The following is a 16,331-nucleotide window of genomic DNA, read 5'->3' on the forward strand; positions in this document are numbered from 1 at the left end:
GACCAAGTCCCTTGCTGCCGGGGCGACTTCGCGCAGGATCAAGTCCCTTGCCGTCGTGGCGAGTTCTGGATGAGCGGAGCGGTACGTCATCGCGGTGCCTCCTCGATGTCGAAGCCGGAGGCGCGGCGGAGCAGGACGACGGTGAAGGCCATCGCCACCACGAAGAGCACCACGGCCAGCGCGCAGGCGTAGCCCGCGTGGAACTGGTTGAAGCCGGCGATGTAGAGCTGCTGCGGGAAGGTGAGCGTGGAGCCGTCCGGATAGCCGGGCGCGGGCTGGATGTTGCCGTTGGCGACCTGCGAGGCGACCATCGCCTGGGTGAAGTACTGGAGTCCGGCGATCACCCCGGTGACGGTCGCGAACAGCACGACCGGTGAGATCGTCGGCAGGGTGACGTAGCGGAAGCGGTGCCAGGAGCCGGCGCCGTCCAGTTCGGCGGCCTCGTACAGTTCGGCGGGGACTTCCAGCAGGGCCGCCAGGAAGATGACCATCATGGTGCCGCTGCCCCACAGGGCGAGCAGCGTCAGGGCCGGTTTGGACCAGCCCGGCGAGTTGAACCACAGCGGTCCGTGGATGCCGAGCAGGCCCAGGATCCGGTTCACCGGGCCGGAGTTGGGGTTGAACATGCAGACGAAGGCGACGGTCGCGGCGACCGGAGGGGCCAGCGCGGGCAGATAGAACAGGGTGCGGAAGACACTCGCCCCGGCCTTGAGGCGGGCGGTGACCATGGCCACGCCGAGGGCGAAGAGGACTTGGGCCGGGACCATGACGGCCACCAGCCAGCCGGTGTTGCGGATCGCGTGCCAGATCAGCGGGTCGCCGTCCAGCAGATAGCGGTAGTTGCGCAGGCCGACGAAGCGGGCCGGGGAGATCATGTTGGAGTTGGTGAAGGACAGCCAGACCGTCATCACCAGGGGGTAGACCAGGAAGACGGCGAAGCCGACCAGGCCGGGTGCGAGGAAGAGCAGGACGCGCAGCCGGTTGCGGCGCAGCCGGGCCCTCAACGGCGCCGGGGCGAGCCGGAGTTGGGTGGCCATGACGGTCACTGCCCCAGCTTGAGCGCGGCGTTGTTCTGCTTGTCGACAGCGGTGAGGCCGGCCTTCAGGTCGGATACGGAGCCGTTCTGCCACTTCTCCACGAAGTGGCCGAAGTTGGTGAGGTAGGCGCCACCGTCACCGCTGGCCGGAGTGGTGGTGGTGAGCGGGTTCTTGAACACCTGGAGGAACGGCGCGAAGTTCGGGTCCTTGGAGAGCCCGAGGGCGGGCGAGTCGAGTGCGGCCTTGGTGGTGGGGACGTTGCCGATGGCGTCGGCCAGGGTGGTCAGCGCGTCGGTGTCGGTGGTGAGGAACTTGATCAACTTCCAGGCGGCGCCCGGGTGTTTGGCGCCGCGCGGCATACCGATCACGTTGCCGCCGACGTAACCGGCGCCGTACAGCTGGGACTTGCCGTCGGCGGCGGGCATCACCGCGGTGCCGTAGTCGATGTTCGCCTTGTCGTTCTTGATGAACGAGTTGCGCCACTCGCCGTCGACCATCATGGCCAGCTTGCCGGTCTCGAAGGCGTTCTGGGCGGAGAACTCGTCGCCCATGCCGGCCTTGAAGGTGACGAGTTTCTTGACGCCGAACCAGTCGACCAGGCTCTTCTGCCAGGTCAGCGCCTGGGCGAAGGCGGGGTCGCCGCCGACGTTGGACTGGCCGTCGGCCGTGAGCCACTTGCCGCCCCAGCTGGGGACGAGGTGCTCGGTGAGCATCTCGTAGCCGCCCAGGTAGGGCATGAACCCGGCGGTCTTGATGGAGCCGTCCGCGTTGAAGGTGGTCAACTTCTTGGTGTCCGCGGCCAGTTCGGACATGGTTTTGGGCGGGGAGGTTATGCCGGCCTTCGCGAACAGCTTCTTGTTGTAGTAGAGGCCGAAGGTGTCGGCGAGCCAGGGCATGGTGCAGCGCTTGCCGCCGAACGCGGTGTACGACTGGACGGCCTTCGGGATCTGGGACATGTCGACGTGGTCGGCCTTGATGTCCGGGTTCAGGTCTTGGAACGCTCCACTGGAACACCAGCCGCCGACGTTCGCGGCGTTGAACGAGGACGCCACGTCGGGCGCGGTGCCGCCGCGGATGGCCTGGTTGACCTTGTCGTCGGTCTGGGCGGCGACGGCTTTGACCGTGATGTAGGGGTACTTCTTGTGGAACTTGGCGAGCACGGCGTTCACCGAGGCGATCTCGTGCGGGGAGCTGAGACCGTGCCAGAAGGTGATGGTGACGGGCGTGGTGTCGTCGGCGCCGGTGTCCGCCTTCGACGCGGCGCCCCCGGTGGTGCATGCTGCGGCCAGCAGGGCCGTGGCCGCGAGCAGCGACGCGGCGACGGTACGGGGGGGGCGGCGGGCGGTGCGGGTGACAGTGCGGGTGACGGGTCCGCCACGGGAATCAGACATGGGACCTCCGGCGAATTCACTTACCACTTATTGACCAGTGGGCACATGCTGGGGCACTATTTGGGGACTGTCAAGCAAGCATTTCGGAAGCAACCGGTAGCGAAGATGAACCACTGGTAAGGAAAGTTGGTAGGAATGGTCAACGGTGAGAGCCGTTGGGAGAAGCGGGAACGCATCCGCACCCACCTCCTCGACCTGATCGAGGAGACCGGGACCGGACGGCCCCTCCCGGGCGAACGGCAGTTGTGCGAGGAACTCGGGGTCTCCCGCCCCACGTTGCGCGCGGTCGTCGACGACTTCGTCCGTGACGGTCTGTTGGTGCGGGAGCACGGGCGCGGTGTGTTCGTCGCCCGGGCCAAGGTCGCCCAGCACCTCAGCGGCTCCCCCGGGCAGCCGCAGACGCTGGGCGTCGGCGGTGTGGACGGCACCTGGGCCAGCCGCACGCTGGACTTCAAGACCGTCGCCGCGGGACCCCGGATCGGCCGCCGGCTGGGCATCGCGCCCAGCGAGCAGATCCTGCGGATCCTCCGGCTGCGGACGGTGGACGGCGACCCGATGTGTGTGGAGACGCTGCATGTGCCGCACGCGCTGGTGCCCGGCCTGACCGCCCGTGACCTGGAGACCGACTCCTTCTACCGGCTGCTCGGCCGCCGCTACCAGATCCTGCTGACCGACGCCGCGCAGAGCATCGAACCGACCGTGGTCGACGAGTGGGAGGCGGAACTCCTCGGCGTGTCCGTGCACACCCCCGCCCTGCTGTTCGAACGGGCGGCCAGGGACGCAGAGGGCCGGGTGGTCGAGTTCACCCGCTCCGTCTACCGGGGCGACCGCTACCGCATCTTCACCAGGCTGTCGCTGGCCGGTCGGCCCGACGGCGGACGCGTCGTCGACGGCTCCTGGTCGGCCGCCACCACCGTCCCGGGCGCCGACACCCTGGCCTTCGACCCCTACTGGAGCAACTGACCGCTCCTGTCCCCCAGTTCACCGCGCCGGCCCTCCGGCCGACGCGGCGATCCCGCACGCCCCTCCCCACCCCTCCCCACCCGAAAGGACCGCTCATGTTCCGTCACGCACTCACCGTGACCGGCGTCGTGGCCTCCACGGTCACCACGCTGCTCGCCTGTACGGCCTCGGTCCCGGCCGGCGCCAGCCCCTCCGCCACCTCCGGCGTCCAGCTCCAGACCTGGCTGTACCCCGGCTCGACGGGCGACTCCACCTGCACCGCCAAGAGCGAGTACGCCGACGACAGGGTCAAGAACGGCGCCCTCAACCCCGAGTACTGGTCGGTCGGCAGCAACGGCTCGGTCACCCTGGAGACCACCGCCAACGGCACCTGCAACACGTACAGCGCGGCCAACGTCGCCGACCTCAAGGCGCACTCCGCCTACCAGTACCCGACGCTCTCCGGCATGACCACCGCCGACGTCCACGCCCTGGTCAGCACCAACGCCAAGCGTACGGCGGCCGTCTCCAAGGTCACCTCCCTCGTCAGCGACGCCGGGCTCAGCGGCGTCGACGTCGACCTGGAGGACTACTGGTCCTGGAGCACCGCCGACTTCACCAACTACAAGACGTTCCTGGGGCAGTTGGCGACCGCCCTGCACGCCAAGGGCAAGCGCCTCCAGGTCGACGCACCGGCGATGACGGAGGACGCCGCCTTCTACGACTACGCGGCGGTGGCCGCCACCGGCGTGGACGACGTGGTGATCATGGCGTACGACGAGGAGTTCGACACCGCCGCCGGCGCCCGCTGCCTGCCCATCAGCCCCTACGACTGGCTGAAGAAGGTCACCAAGTACGCGCAGAGCAAGATCCCCGACCCCAACCGCCTGATCATCGGTGTCCCCTCCTACGGCTACAGCGCCCCCGACCCCTGCGACCTCAACTCCGTGACGGGCAACATCCAGTTCAGCGACATGAAGAAGAGCCCCGGCTTCTCCAGCAACCCGGCCACCGTGGAGAGCCGCCGGGACGCGTCCTCCGGCGAGATCCGCTGGACCTCGGGCGGTGTCCTCTACGACTACGTCGACAGCGTCGCCATGGACCGCAAGCTCGCTGTCCTCAAGGGGCTCGGCGTCACCAAGGTCTCGGTGTGGTCGCTGGGCGGCGGGAACCCCTGGTTCTCCAACTGACCTGAGTACGGAACGGGGCGCTCCCGGGAGTGCCCCGAACTCCCCTCAGGCGACCGGGGTGTTGAGCACGTGGTCGCGGGACGCGTTGACCTCGGCACGCAGCGCGGGCAGGTCCACGTCGAGGACCTGCCCGTCCCACTTGCGCGGCTGCCCGTCGACGAACACGGCGCTGATGTTGCGGGCGTCCGAGCCCAACACCAGTGTCCCGATCGGGTCGTTGAGGGGCATGTTGTTGAGGTCCTCGGCCCGGACCATCAGCAGGTCGGCCTTCTTGCCGACGGTCAGCGAGCCGGTGACGTCGCCGAGCCCGTTGGTCCGGGCGCCCTGGAGGGTGGCGAAGTCGAGGACGTCGCGCGTGGTGATGCGGGAGAGCTCGCCGCCGGTGCCGTAGGCGGCGTTGACCGCGCGCATCCGCTGGATGGCGAGCAGGGCCCGCATCTGGGTGAACAGGTCGCTGGCAAGGGCGACTTCGACATCGATGCTCAGGCCCGGGCGGATGCCGACGGCGAGTGCCTCGTCCACGGCGGGGATCGCGGTCTCCAGGCCGATCTGCGCGTCCGAGGTGGGGGCCAGCGCGACCGTCGTGCCCGTCTCCCCCATCGCCTTCCACGCCTCGGCGGTCAGCCCCGTCGCGTGGATCAGGGTGACGTCGGGGCCGAGGATGCCGTGCTCCGCCCAGGACAGCACGGCCCGGGAGGACGCCTCACCGAAGGCCGCGTCGACGCTGACACCGATGCCCAAGTCGGCGGCGGTACGGGCGAGTTCGGGGCCGTAGGCGAGGGCGGGGCCGGCGATCTCGTCGGTGGCCAGGGTCGCCAGGCGGAGGGTGAGGAGCTGGTCGTCGCTGCTGAAGTACCGGTCCTTGAGCCGGGTCAGGTCGGCCGGCCACTGGCGGTCCCAGTCCCCGAAGTGCGGGCCCATGGACGCGTGGACTCCCCGGATGCCGGTGTCGCGGAGGGCCTCGATGGCCGCCTCGGAGTGCTCGCGGGTACGAGAGTTGTGCGAGAAGTCGAGCATCGTGGTGATGCCGCTGTCGAGCGCGGTGAGCGCCGCAAGTCTGGTGCCGATGTACATGTCCTCGGGCCGGTAGACGGTGGCGTACCCGGCGAGCGTGGTCATCACATAGCCGCCGAGGTCGTCGACGTCGGGCATGATCCGGCGCAACTGCGCCTCCCAGGCGTGCCGGTGGGTGTCGACGAAGCCGGGGGCCAGGATGGTGCCGGAGGCGTCGACGACCACCGCGCCGTCCGCGCTCAGGTCCGGCCCGATCGCCGCGACGGTGTCGCCCTCGACGAGCAAGTCGCCCTGGAGCGTGCCAAGTTCGGGGTCCATCGTGACGATGGTCGCGCCGGTGAAGAGGATACGGCGGGCGGGGTCGGCGGACTGGCGGCGGAGCTGGGCAAGAGTGTCGTGGGTGTCCACGGGGGTCCCCTTTCAAGAGGGTCGAGACGATGGCGAGTTGACTCAGGGGCGGTTCAACGGCGGCCCAGCCGGACTTCCTCCACGTCGAGCACTTCCTGCACGCCGCGCAGGACGATGTCGTCGATCCGGCCGCTGTCGCGGAGGTCGGTGAGGGTGTCCCGTTTGACCTGGAGCAGGGCGAGTTGGAGGTCGCGCACGCTCTCGCGGCGGTGCGCGGAGTCGGGTGCGGGGGCGGTGCGGTCCTCGATGTCCTGGACCATGCGCGCGATGTCCTCCGCGGGCACCCCGAACCGCTCGGCCAACTCCGGCAGGGCGTTGAGCGCGGCGCTGCTCAACCGGCAGCGGGCGAGGGTGAGTTCGGCGCTCTTGTCCGCGTCGGCGGGGAAGCGGGCCCGGCGGACCATGGCCGGCAGGGTGGGCCCGAGCATCGTGAGGGTGACGACGATCAGTTCGCGGCTGTCCATGGCCGTATCGGGTTACGCGCGGTACAGGACGAGGTGCTCGTGGAAGAGCACGCCGTCGCGGACGTCACCGGTGGCGGTGAAGCCGGTGTCGTCGATGTAGTCGATGTGGTTGCCGGTGACGGTGTAGCTGCCGGTGTAGGCGCTCTGCCGGTTGCCGCGGGCCTCGTCGTAACGGCCGTTGGGCAGGAGTTCCTGCCGGATGTGGCCGTCGGCGGTGACCCACATTCCGACGAAGGGGTGCGGTGCTGCGTTCGTGTTCATGGCTCCACGGTCGCGTTCCCGCGAGGGGGTAACCAGGCCACGCCTCTCCTGGGTGTCCGGCACCCACCCTCAGTGGACCGGTCCTACGACGGAGGCGTCGAAGGCGTGCGTCACCTCGGGGGCGGTGCCGGGCAGGAGGAGGGCGCGGGACTTGTCCTCGAAGGCGCGGTCGGTGGTGGTGAGGCGGTTGTGGTGCTGGGCGAGATGTTCGGCCCAGGAGCCGACGAGGTAGTTCTCGATGAACAGGCCGGGTTCGTTGCCGTCCTGGAAGAGGCCCCAGGTGAGGGCGCCGGTCCGGCGGCGGGAGCGGGCGACGTTGTCCATGGCCTCGACGAACGCGGGACTGTCGTCCGGTGCGACGCGATAGACCACGGAGACCAGGACCGGTCCATCGGAGGGGCCGGGCACGAAGACCAGCGGCGGAGTGGGCCAGTGGTCGGACAGGGTGGGATCGATGCCCTCCATGCCGTACAGCCGCCAGCGGCGGAGGCTGAGCGCACTGATCAGCATGACGGCGGTGCCGATGAGGAGGGCGGTGGTCAGGCCCAGCCATTGGACCAGGGCGCCCCACACGGGGGCGGCGACAGCCTGACCGCCCTGGAAGACCAGCAGGTAGACGGCGAGTCCGCGGGCCCGCACCCAGCCGGGGAGCCGGGTCTGGATCGCCGCGTTGAGGGTGGACAGGACGCCGATCCAGGCGACTCCGGCGGGCAGCAGCACGAGGACCGCGAGCCAGGTGACGTGCACGGTGGCGAGGACCAGCAGGACGAGCGCGAACACGACGGCACCGGCGGCCAGGATGCCGTTGATGCCGAGGCGTTCGCGCAGCCACGGCAGTGCGAACGCGCCGCCCACCGCGCCGAAGCCGACCGCACCGAGCAGCAGGCCGTAACCGCCCGACCCCATGCCGAGCGAGTCGGCGGCGATCAGCGGGAGCAGGGACCACAGTGCCGCCGCGCCGGGGATGAACAGGGCGGTGCGCAGCAGGACGCGCCGGATGCCTGGAGCGTTCCAAACGTAGCGGCGGCCCGCGTACAGCGCGGTCAGCAGCCGTTCGCGCTCGGCGGCGGGGACGGTCGTCTTCGGGCGGTGCCACAGCAGCAGTACGGCGGCGATCCCGAGGAACGACAGCGCGTTGAAGCCGAACACCCACCCCGCGCCGGCCGCCGCGACCACGACACCGCCGAACGCCGGACCGACCGCCCGCGCGAGGTTCATGTTCACCGCCCCCAGCGCGGACGCCTGCCCCAACTGCTCCCGCTCCACCAGCTCCGGCTGGATGGCCTGCCACGACGGCCCCATCAGCGCCGTACCGCAGCCCAGGAGAAACGTGAGAGCCAGCAGCGGTACGGCGGACAGCGCGTCCGCGAAGGCGAGCACGGTCAGCACCGCCGACACGGCGAACATCGCGAACTGCGCCACGAGCAGCAGCCCCCGCCGGTCGAAACGGTCGGCGAGGACGCCCGAGGGCAGCGCGAGCAGCACGATCGGCAGACTCGACGCCGTCTGCACCAGGGTGACCATGGTCGCCCCGTGCCCGAGCAGCAGCCACTGGGCGCCGACGGTCTGCATCCAGGTGCCGATGTTCGACACGAACTGGGCGATCCACAGGGCCCGGAACACGGGGCGGGCCAACGGTGCCCAGGCCGAGGCGGATCGCGCGGTGCCCCCGGTCGTCGTACTGGCGCTGGCGCTCATGGTGCTGCTCCCGGGGCGAGGTCGGGCGGTCGGGAAAGGTGACCGGTCGAGGAAGAAGGTACGCCGGTCGCGTCTGCCGGTCAGAAACAGCCGTCCAACGGGTCGAGCGCGCCGCCGAGTTGGTGCGGCACGGACGGTACGTGGTCGAAGTCGCCGCGCCGCTCGCGCCAGGCGCGCTGCTCCTCGGAGTCGGTGGCGGCGTCGGTGAGGGCACGGGCCTGCCGTGCGCCCGAGCCGTCGGTCTGTCGTACGCCGGTCGCCGCCTGGAAGCCGCCGAAGCGGGCGACCGGGCTCCAGGCGGGGCTGATCTCGGGGAGCGGGGCGGCGATGTTCTCGTAGTCGCCGGCCGCGTGCACGACCTTGCCGCCCGCCACGGTCACCAGGGACTCGATGCGGTCGATGTCCTCGTCGGCGACGGAGAAGTAGTCGGCGGACAGGATCGCCAGGTCGCCGTACTTGCCCTCGGTGATGGTTCCCTTGACGTCGGCTTCGCCGGTCAGGTGGGCGCCCGCGCTGGTGTACATCTCCAGGGCGGTGGAACGGTCCACGCGGTTCTCGGCCGGGTAGAGCAACGTGTCGCCGATGGTGCGGCCGGTGACCAGCCAGGACAGGGAGAGCCAGGGGTTGTAGCTGGAGACGCGGGTGGCGTCGGTACCGGCGGCGACCAGCAGGCCGGTGTCGCGCATGGCGCGGATCGGGGGTGCGGTCGCGGCGCGCTCGGCGCCGTAGCGGTCGATGAACGCCTTGCCCTGGAACATCATGCGGTTCTGCACGGAGACGGCGCCGCCGAGGGCCTTGATCCGGTCCAAACTCTCCTGGCTGACGGTCTCGGCGTGGTCGAACAGCCAGCGCGTCCCGGCCGGGAAGGCGCCGTCCGCGGCGATCTTCTCGAAGACGTCGAGGTCCTGGCGGATGGTCTCGTCGTAGGTGGCGTGGAGGCGGAAGCCCCAGCCGTTGTCGAGGAGGAGTCGGGCCGCCGCTTCCAGGTCCTGGCTTGCGCGGGCGGTGAGTTGAGGGCGGGGCTCGGCGAAGTTCTCGAAGTCGGCCGGGGACCAGGCGAGGTTCTCGCCGGCGCCGTTGCAGCGCAGCCACTCGTCTCCGTCGCCGGGGCTGACCATGCCGATCCAGCGGCGCAGGTCGTCGAGTTCCTGCCCGGCGGTCTGCGGGAAGAGGTGGTAGGCGATACGGACCGTGAGTTCGCCGCGCTCGGCGAGTTCGGTGACGGCCGCGTAGTTGTCGGGGAAGTTCTGGAAGCCGCCGGCGGCGTCGATGGCGCTGGTGATGCCGAAGCGGTTCAGTTCGCGCAAGTAGTGGCGGGTTGAGCCGAGTTGGTCCTCGGGGGCGAGGATCGGGCCCTTGGCGAGGGTGGCGTAGAGCAGTCCGGCGGCGGGGGCGGCGAGCAGGACGCCGGTGGGGTTGCCCGCGAAGTCTCGGACGATCTCGCCGCCGGGCGGGTTCGGCGAGTCACGCGTGAAGCCGACGGCCTCCAGCGCGGCCCGGTTGAGGATCGCCGACTGGTACAAGTGCAGGACGAACACAGGGGTGTCGGGGGCCGCGGCGTTCAACTCGGAGACCGTCGGCAGCCGCTTCTCCGCGAACTGTTCGCCGGTCCAGCCGCCAACCACCCTCACCCACTGCCCTGTCGGCGTGCGCTCGGCCTGCTCGCGCAGCATGCGCAGCGCGGTGCGCAAGGACCGTACGCCGTCCCAGCGCAGTTCGAGGAGGTAGTTCAACCCGCCCCGGATGACGTGCAGATGGGAGTCGTTGAGGCCGGGGATCACCCGACGCCCGAGCGCGTCCACAACGCGGGTGTCCGGGCCGATGTGCGGGGCCACGGTCGCGTCGTCGCCCACGGCGCTGAAGACACCGCCGGTGATGGCCACGGCGGAGGCCGCCGGGCGGGCGGGGTCGCCGGTGTGGATGCGACCGTTGCGGACGACGAGTTGCGCGGGGTGCCGGACCCCGTCGTAGGGGCGTATGCCGCCCACGGGCATGGTGCTGCTGGACACGTCGGCTCCTGAGAGGTCGATCGGCTGGTGGCGTCTCGACGCTAGGTTTGCGACGATGGATCGGTCCAACACATGGTTCTGCTTGAATCGATCGGCCAGACAGATGGATGGACAGATGGATAGCTGGACAGATGGATGGATGAGGCCATGGACCTGCGTCACCTGAAGTACTTCCTCGCCGTCGCCGAGACCCGTAACTTCACGCAGGCGGCGGCCAGTTGCTATGTCGCCCAGTCCGCGCTGAGCCAGCAGATCGCCCGGCTGGAGAAGGACGTGGGCGCCAAGCTGTTCAGCCGCACCAGTCGTTCCGTGCGGCTCACGGCCGCCGGAGAACTCCTCGAACCGCTGGCCCGCCGCGTCCTCGCCGACGTCGACAACGCGCAGGCGGCCCTCGACGCCCTGTCCGGGCTGCGGCGCGGGCGGCTACGCCTCGGCCTGGTCCAGACCCGCGCCTCCTCGGTCGACCTGGTCGAGGTGATGGCCGACTACCACGCCCGCTACCCGGGCATCGACTTCCATGTGACCAATGCGCCCAGCGCGCAGATGGCCGCGTCGGTCCTGGCCGGTGACCTCGACATCGCGGTCGTAGGCCTTGGACCGCGCCAAGTCCCGGAAGGGCTCGACCACTTGGTGCTGGCCGTCGACCCGCTGATGCTGATCGTGCCCGCCGGTCACGCCCTGGCCGACCGCGACACCGTCGACCTCGCGGACCTGCCGGAGAGCCACCAGCTCATCCAGTTCACCCGGGGCAGCGGACTGCGCCGCCAGGTGGAGGCAGCCTTCGCGCGCGCCGGGGTGGAACCGGGCCAGCACTTCCAGGTCGGCCAGATCCACGACATGATCCGGCTGGCCGCACGGGGCATCGGTGTGACGGTCGTCCCGCGCTCGTCCGTGTTCACCGACTCCGCGCCGGGCACCGACCCCCAGGACTCTCTGCCGTACGGCGCCCGCGCGCTCCGGGTGGCGGACGAGGCGGCGGTGCACACCATCTGCGTGGTCCACGACAGCAAGCGGCTGGCGCCGGCCGCCGCCGCGTTCCTGGAAGTGGTGGAGCGGCACGCGGTCAGCGGCCCGGGAGATCAATCGGTGTGACAGATCGCTGCGTCCACATCCATATGTTGGACGAAACGCTCCCGCGGCGCGAGGCTCATGGAGAAGCCCGAGATCCAGCGAAGGGGAGCACTGCCATGTCTGCCGTACTGCGGGACGCCTGGTCCACGGTCGTCCCGGACATGAAGGACCGGCACGGTCCACTCCCCCCGCTCATGCTCGGGCTGACGGTAGTGACCGGGCTCGTGGACGCCTTCAGCTATCTCGTCCTGGGCCATGTCTTCGTCGCCAACATGACCGGCAACGTCGTCTTCTCCGGCTTCGCGATCGCCGGCGCGGCCGGCTTCTCGCTGGTCGCGTCTCTCGCCGCGCTGGCCGCGTTCGCCGCCGGCGCCCTGCTCGGCGGCCGACTCGCCCACGGGGCCGGCGCCCACCGGGGACGGGTACTGCACCTGGCGCTGCTGCTGGAGACGACCCTGGTCCTGGCGGCGTACGTCGTCGCCCAGACCACGGACACCGCGCACACCAGTGGAGCGGTCCAATACACCTTGATCGCGCTCCTCGGCCTGGCGATGGGCGTGCAGAACGCCACCGCCCGCGCCCTGGCCGTACCCGACCTGACCACGACCGTACTGACGCTCACCATCACCGGAGTCGCCGCCGACAGCCGGCTCGCGGGCGGCAAGGGCAGCAAGATCGGCCGTCGACTGCTCTCGGCGGCGGCGATGTTCGCGGGCGGTCTGGCCGGTGCCGTGGCGGTCGAGCACGGCGGCCGGGCCCTGCCCCTGCTCTTCGCCGCGCTGCTGCTGGTGGCGGCCACCGGCACCGCGCTCGTACTGACCCGTTCCGACGCCTCGTGGACAAAGCCACTGTGAACGCGAACCGGCGCACGTTTCACTCGGCCCTCCTCGAACTCGCCCTGACCGCCATCATGTTGTTCCTCGTGGCCACCGCGGTCCGCTGGCTGATGGGCACCCTCGATCCGGCGGCGGGCGGCTGGTGGAACGGTCCAGAGGGCCGGCTCCTCGCCGTGGCCCCCCTCTCCGGCTACACGGTCACCGCCGTCATGCTCTCCCCCTGGGGCCGGGTGACCGGCGGCCACATCAACCCGGCGATCACCCTCGCGATGTGGCGCTACGGCCGCACACCGGGCCGCGATGTCGCGCCGTTCATCGCCGGACAACTGATCGGTTCACTGCTCGGCATCGCGGCCGGACGACTGGTCTGGGGGCCGGTGTTCGCCTCCCCCGCCGTGGACTACGCCGTCATCAGGACGGCTCCCGGCTGGAGTTGGGCAGCAGTGACCGTCGTCGAGGCCGCCACGATGTTCGTCATCGTCGCCGTCGCCGGAATCGGCGTCTCCAGCCGCCGACTCGGCCCCTTCACCCCCTGGGCGGTCGGCACGATGATCGCCGCCCAGATCATCGCCTTCGGCACCCTGTCCGGCGGAATCGCCAACCCTGCAAGGGAGTTCGGCCCTGCGCTCTTTTCCGGGGACCTCTCCCTCCTGCCGGTCTATCTCCTCGCCCCGCCGCTCGGCGCGCTCGCCGCGACGGTCGTGATCAACCGGATCAACACCCGCCGCCGCACCCCCGCACGGACACCGGCCGACCGCGCGCCGGCCCCGGCTCCGCACCCGTAGACGTACGCCTTCCGTGAGACGGAAGACCCATTGCCGCACCGCGCCCCCCGTCCCGAAGATGTGGCCACCACCACAGACGGGAGCCGCAACGATGCCGCACATGACCGCCTTCGCCAGGAATCAGTGGTATGTCGCCGCCTACAGCCACGAGGTCGGCCGTGACCTGCTCGGTAGGACGATCCTCGGCGAGCCCCTCGTCTTCTACCGCACCGAGGACGACGGCACCCCCGTGGCGCTGCACGACCGGTGTGTGCACCGGCGGTTCCCGCTCTCCGAGAGCCGGCTCGACGGGGACCGGATCGTCTGCGGCTACCACGGCTTCACCTACGACACGACGGGCAGCTGCGTGTACGTGCCGGGGCAGAAACGCATCCCCCGCACCGCCCGCGTCGCCTCGTACCCGGTGGTCGAGCAGGACGCGCTGGTCTGGGTGTGGATCGGCGACCCGGCCCTCGCCGACCCGCAGGTCATCCCCCGCGCCCCGCACCTCGCCTCCCCCGAGTGGGTCACCGTCAGCGGCATGGAGCCGATCGACGCCGACTACGGCCTCCTCGTCGACAACCTCCTCGACCTCTCCCACGAGACGTATCTGCACGGCGGCTACATCGGCTCCCCCGAGGTCGCCGAGACGCCGATCACCACGGAGGTCGACGAGGGCGCCGGTGTCGTACGGGTGAGCCGGCACATGGACGACGCCGAGTGCCCGCCGTTCTACGCCCGGTCCACCGGCATCCAGGGCCGCATCACCCGCTGGCAGGACATCGAGTACCACGCGCCCTGCCTCTACCTCCTGCACAGCCGGATCGCACCGGTCGGCGTCCTGCCCGAGGCAGACCGCAGCGACCCGAACGGCTTCCACACCGAGATCACCTACGCCATCACGCCCTCCTCCGACGGCAAGGTGTACGACTTCTGGGCGGTCTCGCGCGACTGGGCCACGGACGACGCCGAGGTCACCGAGTTCCTGCGGAGCAACAACCACACCGTGGTCATGCAGGACGTGGACGCCCTCAACCTCCTTCAGAAGACGCTGGGTTCGGAGCGCAGCGGCTACCAGGAGCTGAGCATCAACATCGACACCGGCGGTCTCGCCGCCCGCCGTATCCTCGCCCGGCTGGTCGAGGAGGGCGCCAAGCCGGTGGAGAAGGTCCAGTGACCGCTCCGACCGGCGAGGTCTACCGCATCGACTGGCTGCCGGGCACCGACATCCTGCACGGCACCTGCCACTGCGGCCGCGAGCACACGTCCCAGGATCCGATCGAGATGTGGGAGTGGATGCTCGCCCACCCCCGGGGCCACTCGGTCGACGAACCGCAGGGAGCCGACGCATGACCCCCTCCGAGGCCGAACTCGTCGCCGACCGGCGGGAGTTCGCAGCCGACACCGAACTCGTCGTCGAACGAAGCGAGTTCGCGGCCGACACCGAACTCGTCGTCGAACGAAGCGAGTTCGCAGCCGACGGCGTGCTCGCCCTCACCCTGCGCCACCCTCTCGGCGAGCAACTGCCCCTCTGGGAGCCGGGCGCGCACATCGACGTCCTGCTCAGCCCGGGCCTGGAGCGCCAGTACTCGCTGTGCGGAGACCCGGCGGACCGTACGGCGTGGCGGATCGCGGTGCTGCGCGAGCCGGACGGGCGCGGCGGATCGGCGTATGTGCACGAGCAGTTGGGGCAGGGCGACAAGGTGCGGGTGCGCGGACCGCGGAACCACTTCCGCCTGGAGGCCGCCCCCCGCTACCGCTTCGTCGCGGGCGGCATCGGCATCACGCCCATCCTCCCGATGCTGGCCGCGGCGGAGGCGGTGGGCGCGGAGTGGAGCCTGCTCTACGGCGGCCGCACCCGCAACTCCATAGCCTTCACGGAGGAGTTGAGCCGCTACGGCGACCGGGTCACCGTAGCTCCGCAGGACGAGGTCGGACTGCTGGACCTGCCGTCCGTCCTGGACGACGTGCCCGAGGGCACCCTCGTCTACTGCTGCGGTCCCGGACCGCTGCTCGACGCGGTCGAAGCACGGTGCCCGAGCGGCATCCTGCACATCGAGCGGTTCCAGCCGAAGATCCAACAGGCGGGCGCCGACACCGAGTTCGAGGTGGTGCTGGAGCAGAGCGGCAGGACGCTGACCGTCCCTGTGGGCGTGTCCGTGCTCGACACCGTGCGGGCCGCCGGGGTCGACGTGCTTTTCTCCTGCACGGAGGGCACCTGCGGGACCTGCGAGACGGACGTCCTCGAAGGCACCCCGGACCACCGGGACTCGGTGCTGAGCGAGGAGGAACGGGCGGCCGGCGAGACCATGCTCATCTGCGTCTCGCGCTGTCTGGGGAAGCGGCTCGTGCTCGATCTGTGATCCGCAGGTCGTCGTCGATGAGCGCCACCGCCGCCAGCAACTGGGGCAGCAGGTCCCGCCGTACGGCCTCGGCGGAGTGCCGGCCGGCGGGCACCCCGACACTCACGGCGGCCACCACCACGCCGTCCCGGTCGCGCACCGGGGCGGCGACCGCTCTGAGCCCCTCCTCCAGCTCCTCGTCGACGAGCGCGTACCCCTCGTGCCGAATCCGGTGAAGTTCCTTGCACAGTACGTCGGTTGACGGTCGGGCGTCCGGTCCCCCGGCCGGCAGGTGGGCGAGGAGCACCCGGCCCGCGGCGGTGGCGCGGGCCGGGTGGCGGGTGCCCACGGTGATCGTGGCGGCCAGGATCCGGCGGGCCGGGAGACAGGCGACGTAGACGACGTCGTCGCCGTCGAGGACGCAAAGGGACGCCGACTCCCCTGTCCGCGCGACGAGTTGCTCCAGATGCGGGGCCACGATCTGCGGCAGGGTGGAGCCCGCGAGGTAGGAGTAGCCGAGTTCCAGGACGCGCGGGGTGAGCCGGAAGAGGCGCCCGTCGGACTGGACGTAGCCGAGGTCGGCCAGGGTCAGCAGCAGCCGGCGGGCCGCGGCGCGGGTCAACTCGCAGTCGCGGGCCACCTCGCTGAGCGTACGGGCGGGATGCTCGGCGTCGAAGGAGCGGATGACGGCGAGGCCGCGCTCGAAGGACCTCACGAAGTGCGGTGCGCGGGCTGCCGCAGGCATCGTCGCCTCCAGACGGACGCACGGAGTGCGCTCCGGGAGCACGGTAGAAGCGCATTTCGATAACTGTCAACAATTTTGTTAGCCAAACCATTGACCCGGTCCAACGCCGGGTTCTACGTTCCCGCTGAGCACCAAGAAGAGCACCACTGTGCGCTGTGC

16 protein-coding genes are annotated in these 16,331 nt (G+C 70.3%); 8 read left to right on the forward strand and 8 right to left on the reverse strand.

Features of this window, described 5'->3' with window-relative positions:
* Positions 1-86: 86 nt before the first annotated feature.
* Together ACIBJH_RS32020 and ACIBJH_RS32025 are read right to left on the reverse strand one after the other, a co-directional pair.
* A complete protein-coding gene (locus ACIBJH_RS32020) occupies positions 87-1,037 on the reverse strand; it encodes a carbohydrate ABC transporter permease (RefSeq protein ID WP_399120477.1) in 951 nt (316 codons plus the stop codon).
* A 5-nt stretch (positions 1,038-1,042) separates the two neighbouring features.
* Positions 1,043-2,428, reverse strand: a complete 1,386-nt coding sequence (locus ACIBJH_RS32025; RefSeq protein ID WP_399120383.1) for an ABC transporter substrate-binding protein — start codon at positions 2,426-2,428, stop codon at positions 1,043-1,045.
* Between the two features lie 135 nt (positions 2,429-2,563).
* Here ACIBJH_RS32025 and ACIBJH_RS32030 point away from each other — a divergent pair, with 135 nt between their 5' ends.
* Positions 2,564-3,391: a GntR family transcriptional regulator gene (locus ACIBJH_RS32030; protein ID WP_399120384.1), complete on the forward strand. Its 828-nt coding sequence runs from the start codon at positions 2,564-2,566 to the stop codon at positions 3,389-3,391.
* A gap of 95 nt (positions 3,392-3,486) precedes the next feature.
* Positions 3,487-4,560 (forward strand): glycosyl hydrolase family 18 protein, encoded by a 1,074-nt coding sequence (locus ACIBJH_RS32035; protein ID WP_399120385.1) that lies wholly within the window; start codon positions 3,487-3,489, stop codon positions 4,558-4,560.
* Positions 4,561-4,605: 45 nt separating this feature from the next.
* Here the strand turns inward: ACIBJH_RS32035 and ACIBJH_RS32040 are convergent, their stop codons facing one another.
* From ACIBJH_RS32040 to ACIBJH_RS32060, 5 genes are all read right to left on the reverse strand, one after another.
* Complete coding sequence (locus ACIBJH_RS32040) at positions 4,606-5,982, reverse strand: amidohydrolase family protein (protein ID WP_399120386.1); 1,377 nt, start codon at positions 5,980-5,982, stop codon at positions 4,606-4,608.
* Between the two features lie 53 nt (positions 5,983-6,035).
* Positions 6,036-6,446: a hypothetical protein gene (locus ACIBJH_RS32045; protein ID WP_399120387.1), complete on the reverse strand. Its 411-nt coding sequence runs from the start codon at positions 6,444-6,446 to the stop codon at positions 6,036-6,038.
* Between the two features lie 12 nt (positions 6,447-6,458).
* The gene (locus ACIBJH_RS32050; RefSeq protein ID WP_399120388.1) at positions 6,459-6,707 is read right to left on the reverse strand and encodes an Atu4866 domain-containing protein; all 249 of its coding nucleotides are present in this window, start codon (positions 6,705-6,707) and stop codon (positions 6,459-6,461) included.
* Positions 6,708-6,776: 69 nt separating this feature from the next.
* On the reverse strand, positions 6,777-8,405 hold the full coding sequence (locus tag ACIBJH_RS32055; protein WP_399120390.1) for an MFS transporter: 1,629 nt from the start codon (positions 8,403-8,405) through the stop codon (positions 6,777-6,779).
* A gap of 80 nt (positions 8,406-8,485) precedes the next feature.
* Positions 8,486-10,399, reverse strand: a complete 1,914-nt coding sequence (locus tag ACIBJH_RS32060) for an amidohydrolase (protein WP_399120478.1) — start codon at positions 10,397-10,399, stop codon at positions 8,486-8,488.
* Positions 10,400-10,561: 162 nt separating this feature from the next.
* Here ACIBJH_RS32060 and ACIBJH_RS32065 point away from each other — a divergent pair, with 162 nt between their 5' ends.
* The 6 genes from ACIBJH_RS32065 (at position 10,562) to ACIBJH_RS32090 (ending at position 15,448) form a co-directional block, all read left to right on the forward strand.
* Positions 10,562-11,506, forward strand: coding sequence for a LysR family transcriptional regulator (locus tag ACIBJH_RS32065; RefSeq protein ID WP_399120391.1), 945 nt, complete (start codon positions 10,562-10,564; stop codon positions 11,504-11,506).
* A gap of 95 nt (positions 11,507-11,601) precedes the next feature.
* On the forward strand, positions 11,602-12,339 hold the full coding sequence (locus ACIBJH_RS32070) for a YoaK family protein (RefSeq protein WP_399120392.1): 738 nt from the start codon (positions 11,602-11,604) through the stop codon (positions 12,337-12,339).
* Positions 12,336-13,106, forward strand: coding sequence for an MIP/aquaporin family protein (locus tag ACIBJH_RS32075; RefSeq protein ID WP_399120393.1), 771 nt, complete (start codon positions 12,336-12,338; stop codon positions 13,104-13,106). Before ACIBJH_RS32070 ends, ACIBJH_RS32075 begins: the two co-directional genes overlap by 4 nt.
* Positions 13,107-13,197: 91 nt before the next feature.
* On the forward strand, positions 13,198-14,262 hold the full coding sequence (locus tag ACIBJH_RS32080) for a Rieske 2Fe-2S domain-containing protein (protein ID WP_399120395.1): 1,065 nt from the start codon (positions 13,198-13,200) through the stop codon (positions 14,260-14,262).
* Positions 14,259-14,438 (forward strand): hypothetical protein, encoded by a 180-nt coding sequence (locus ACIBJH_RS32085; protein ID WP_200715902.1) that lies wholly within the window; start codon positions 14,259-14,261, stop codon positions 14,436-14,438. The genes ACIBJH_RS32080 and ACIBJH_RS32085 overlap by 4 nt, the downstream gene beginning before the upstream one ends.
* Positions 14,435-15,448 (forward strand): PDR/VanB family oxidoreductase, encoded by a 1,014-nt coding sequence (locus tag ACIBJH_RS32090; protein WP_399120397.1) that lies wholly within the window; start codon positions 14,435-14,437, stop codon positions 15,446-15,448. Before ACIBJH_RS32085 ends, ACIBJH_RS32090 begins: the two co-directional genes overlap by 4 nt.
* Here the strand turns inward: ACIBJH_RS32090 and ACIBJH_RS32095 are convergent.
* Complete coding sequence (locus tag ACIBJH_RS32095) at positions 15,399-16,172, reverse strand: IclR family transcriptional regulator C-terminal domain-containing protein (protein ID WP_399120398.1); 774 nt, start codon at positions 16,170-16,172, stop codon at positions 15,399-15,401. The two genes, ACIBJH_RS32090 and ACIBJH_RS32095, sit on opposite strands and share 50 nt — an antisense overlap.
* Positions 16,173-16,331: the final 159 nt, after the last annotated feature.

The sequence above is a fragment of the Streptomyces sp. NPDC050548 genome (assembly GCF_044457385.1).
In the GTDB taxonomy this organism is placed as follows: Bacteria; Actinomycetota; Actinomycetes; order Streptomycetales; family Streptomycetaceae; genus Streptomyces.

Coding starts and splice junctions, on each gene's coding strand:
- ACIBJH_RS32050 (WP_399120388.1), bottom strand. CDS start 6,707: ATGAACACGAACGCAGCACCGCACCCCTTCGTCGGAATGTGGGTCACC.
- ACIBJH_RS32090 (WP_399120397.1), top strand. CDS start 14,435: ATGACCCCCTCCGAGGCCGAACTCGTCGCCGACCGGCGGGAGTTCGCA.
- ACIBJH_RS32080 (WP_399120395.1), top strand. CDS start 13,198: ATGCCGCACATGACCGCCTTCGCCAGGAATCAGTGGTATGTCGCCGCC.
- ACIBJH_RS32025 (WP_399120383.1), bottom strand. CDS start 2,428: ATGTCTGATTCCCGTGGCGGACCCGTCACCCGCACTGTCACCCGCACC.
- ACIBJH_RS32035 (WP_399120385.1), top strand. CDS start 3,487: ATGTTCCGTCACGCACTCACCGTGACCGGCGTCGTGGCCTCCACGGTC.
- ACIBJH_RS32070 (WP_399120392.1), top strand. CDS start 11,602: ATGTCTGCCGTACTGCGGGACGCCTGGTCCACGGTCGTCCCGGACATG.
- ACIBJH_RS32020 (WP_399120477.1), bottom strand. CDS start 1,037: ATGGCCACCCAACTCCGGCTCGCCCCGGCGCCGTTGAGGGCCCGGCTG.
- ACIBJH_RS32055 (WP_399120390.1), bottom strand. CDS start 8,405: ATGAGCGCCAGCGCCAGTACGACGACCGGGGGCACCGCGCGATCCGCC.
- ACIBJH_RS32030 (WP_399120384.1), top strand. CDS start 2,564: ATGGTCAACGGTGAGAGCCGTTGGGAGAAGCGGGAACGCATCCGCACC.
- ACIBJH_RS32095 (WP_399120398.1), bottom strand. CDS start 16,172: ATGCCTGCGGCAGCCCGCGCACCGCACTTCGTGAGGTCCTTCGAGCGC.
- ACIBJH_RS32045 (WP_399120387.1), bottom strand. CDS start 6,446: ATGGACAGCCGCGAACTGATCGTCGTCACCCTCACGATGCTCGGGCCC.
- ACIBJH_RS32065 (WP_399120391.1), top strand. CDS start 10,562: ATGGACCTGCGTCACCTGAAGTACTTCCTCGCCGTCGCCGAGACCCGT.
- ACIBJH_RS32060 (WP_399120478.1), bottom strand. CDS start 10,399: ATGCCCGTGGGCGGCATACGCCCCTACGACGGGGTCCGGCACCCCGCG.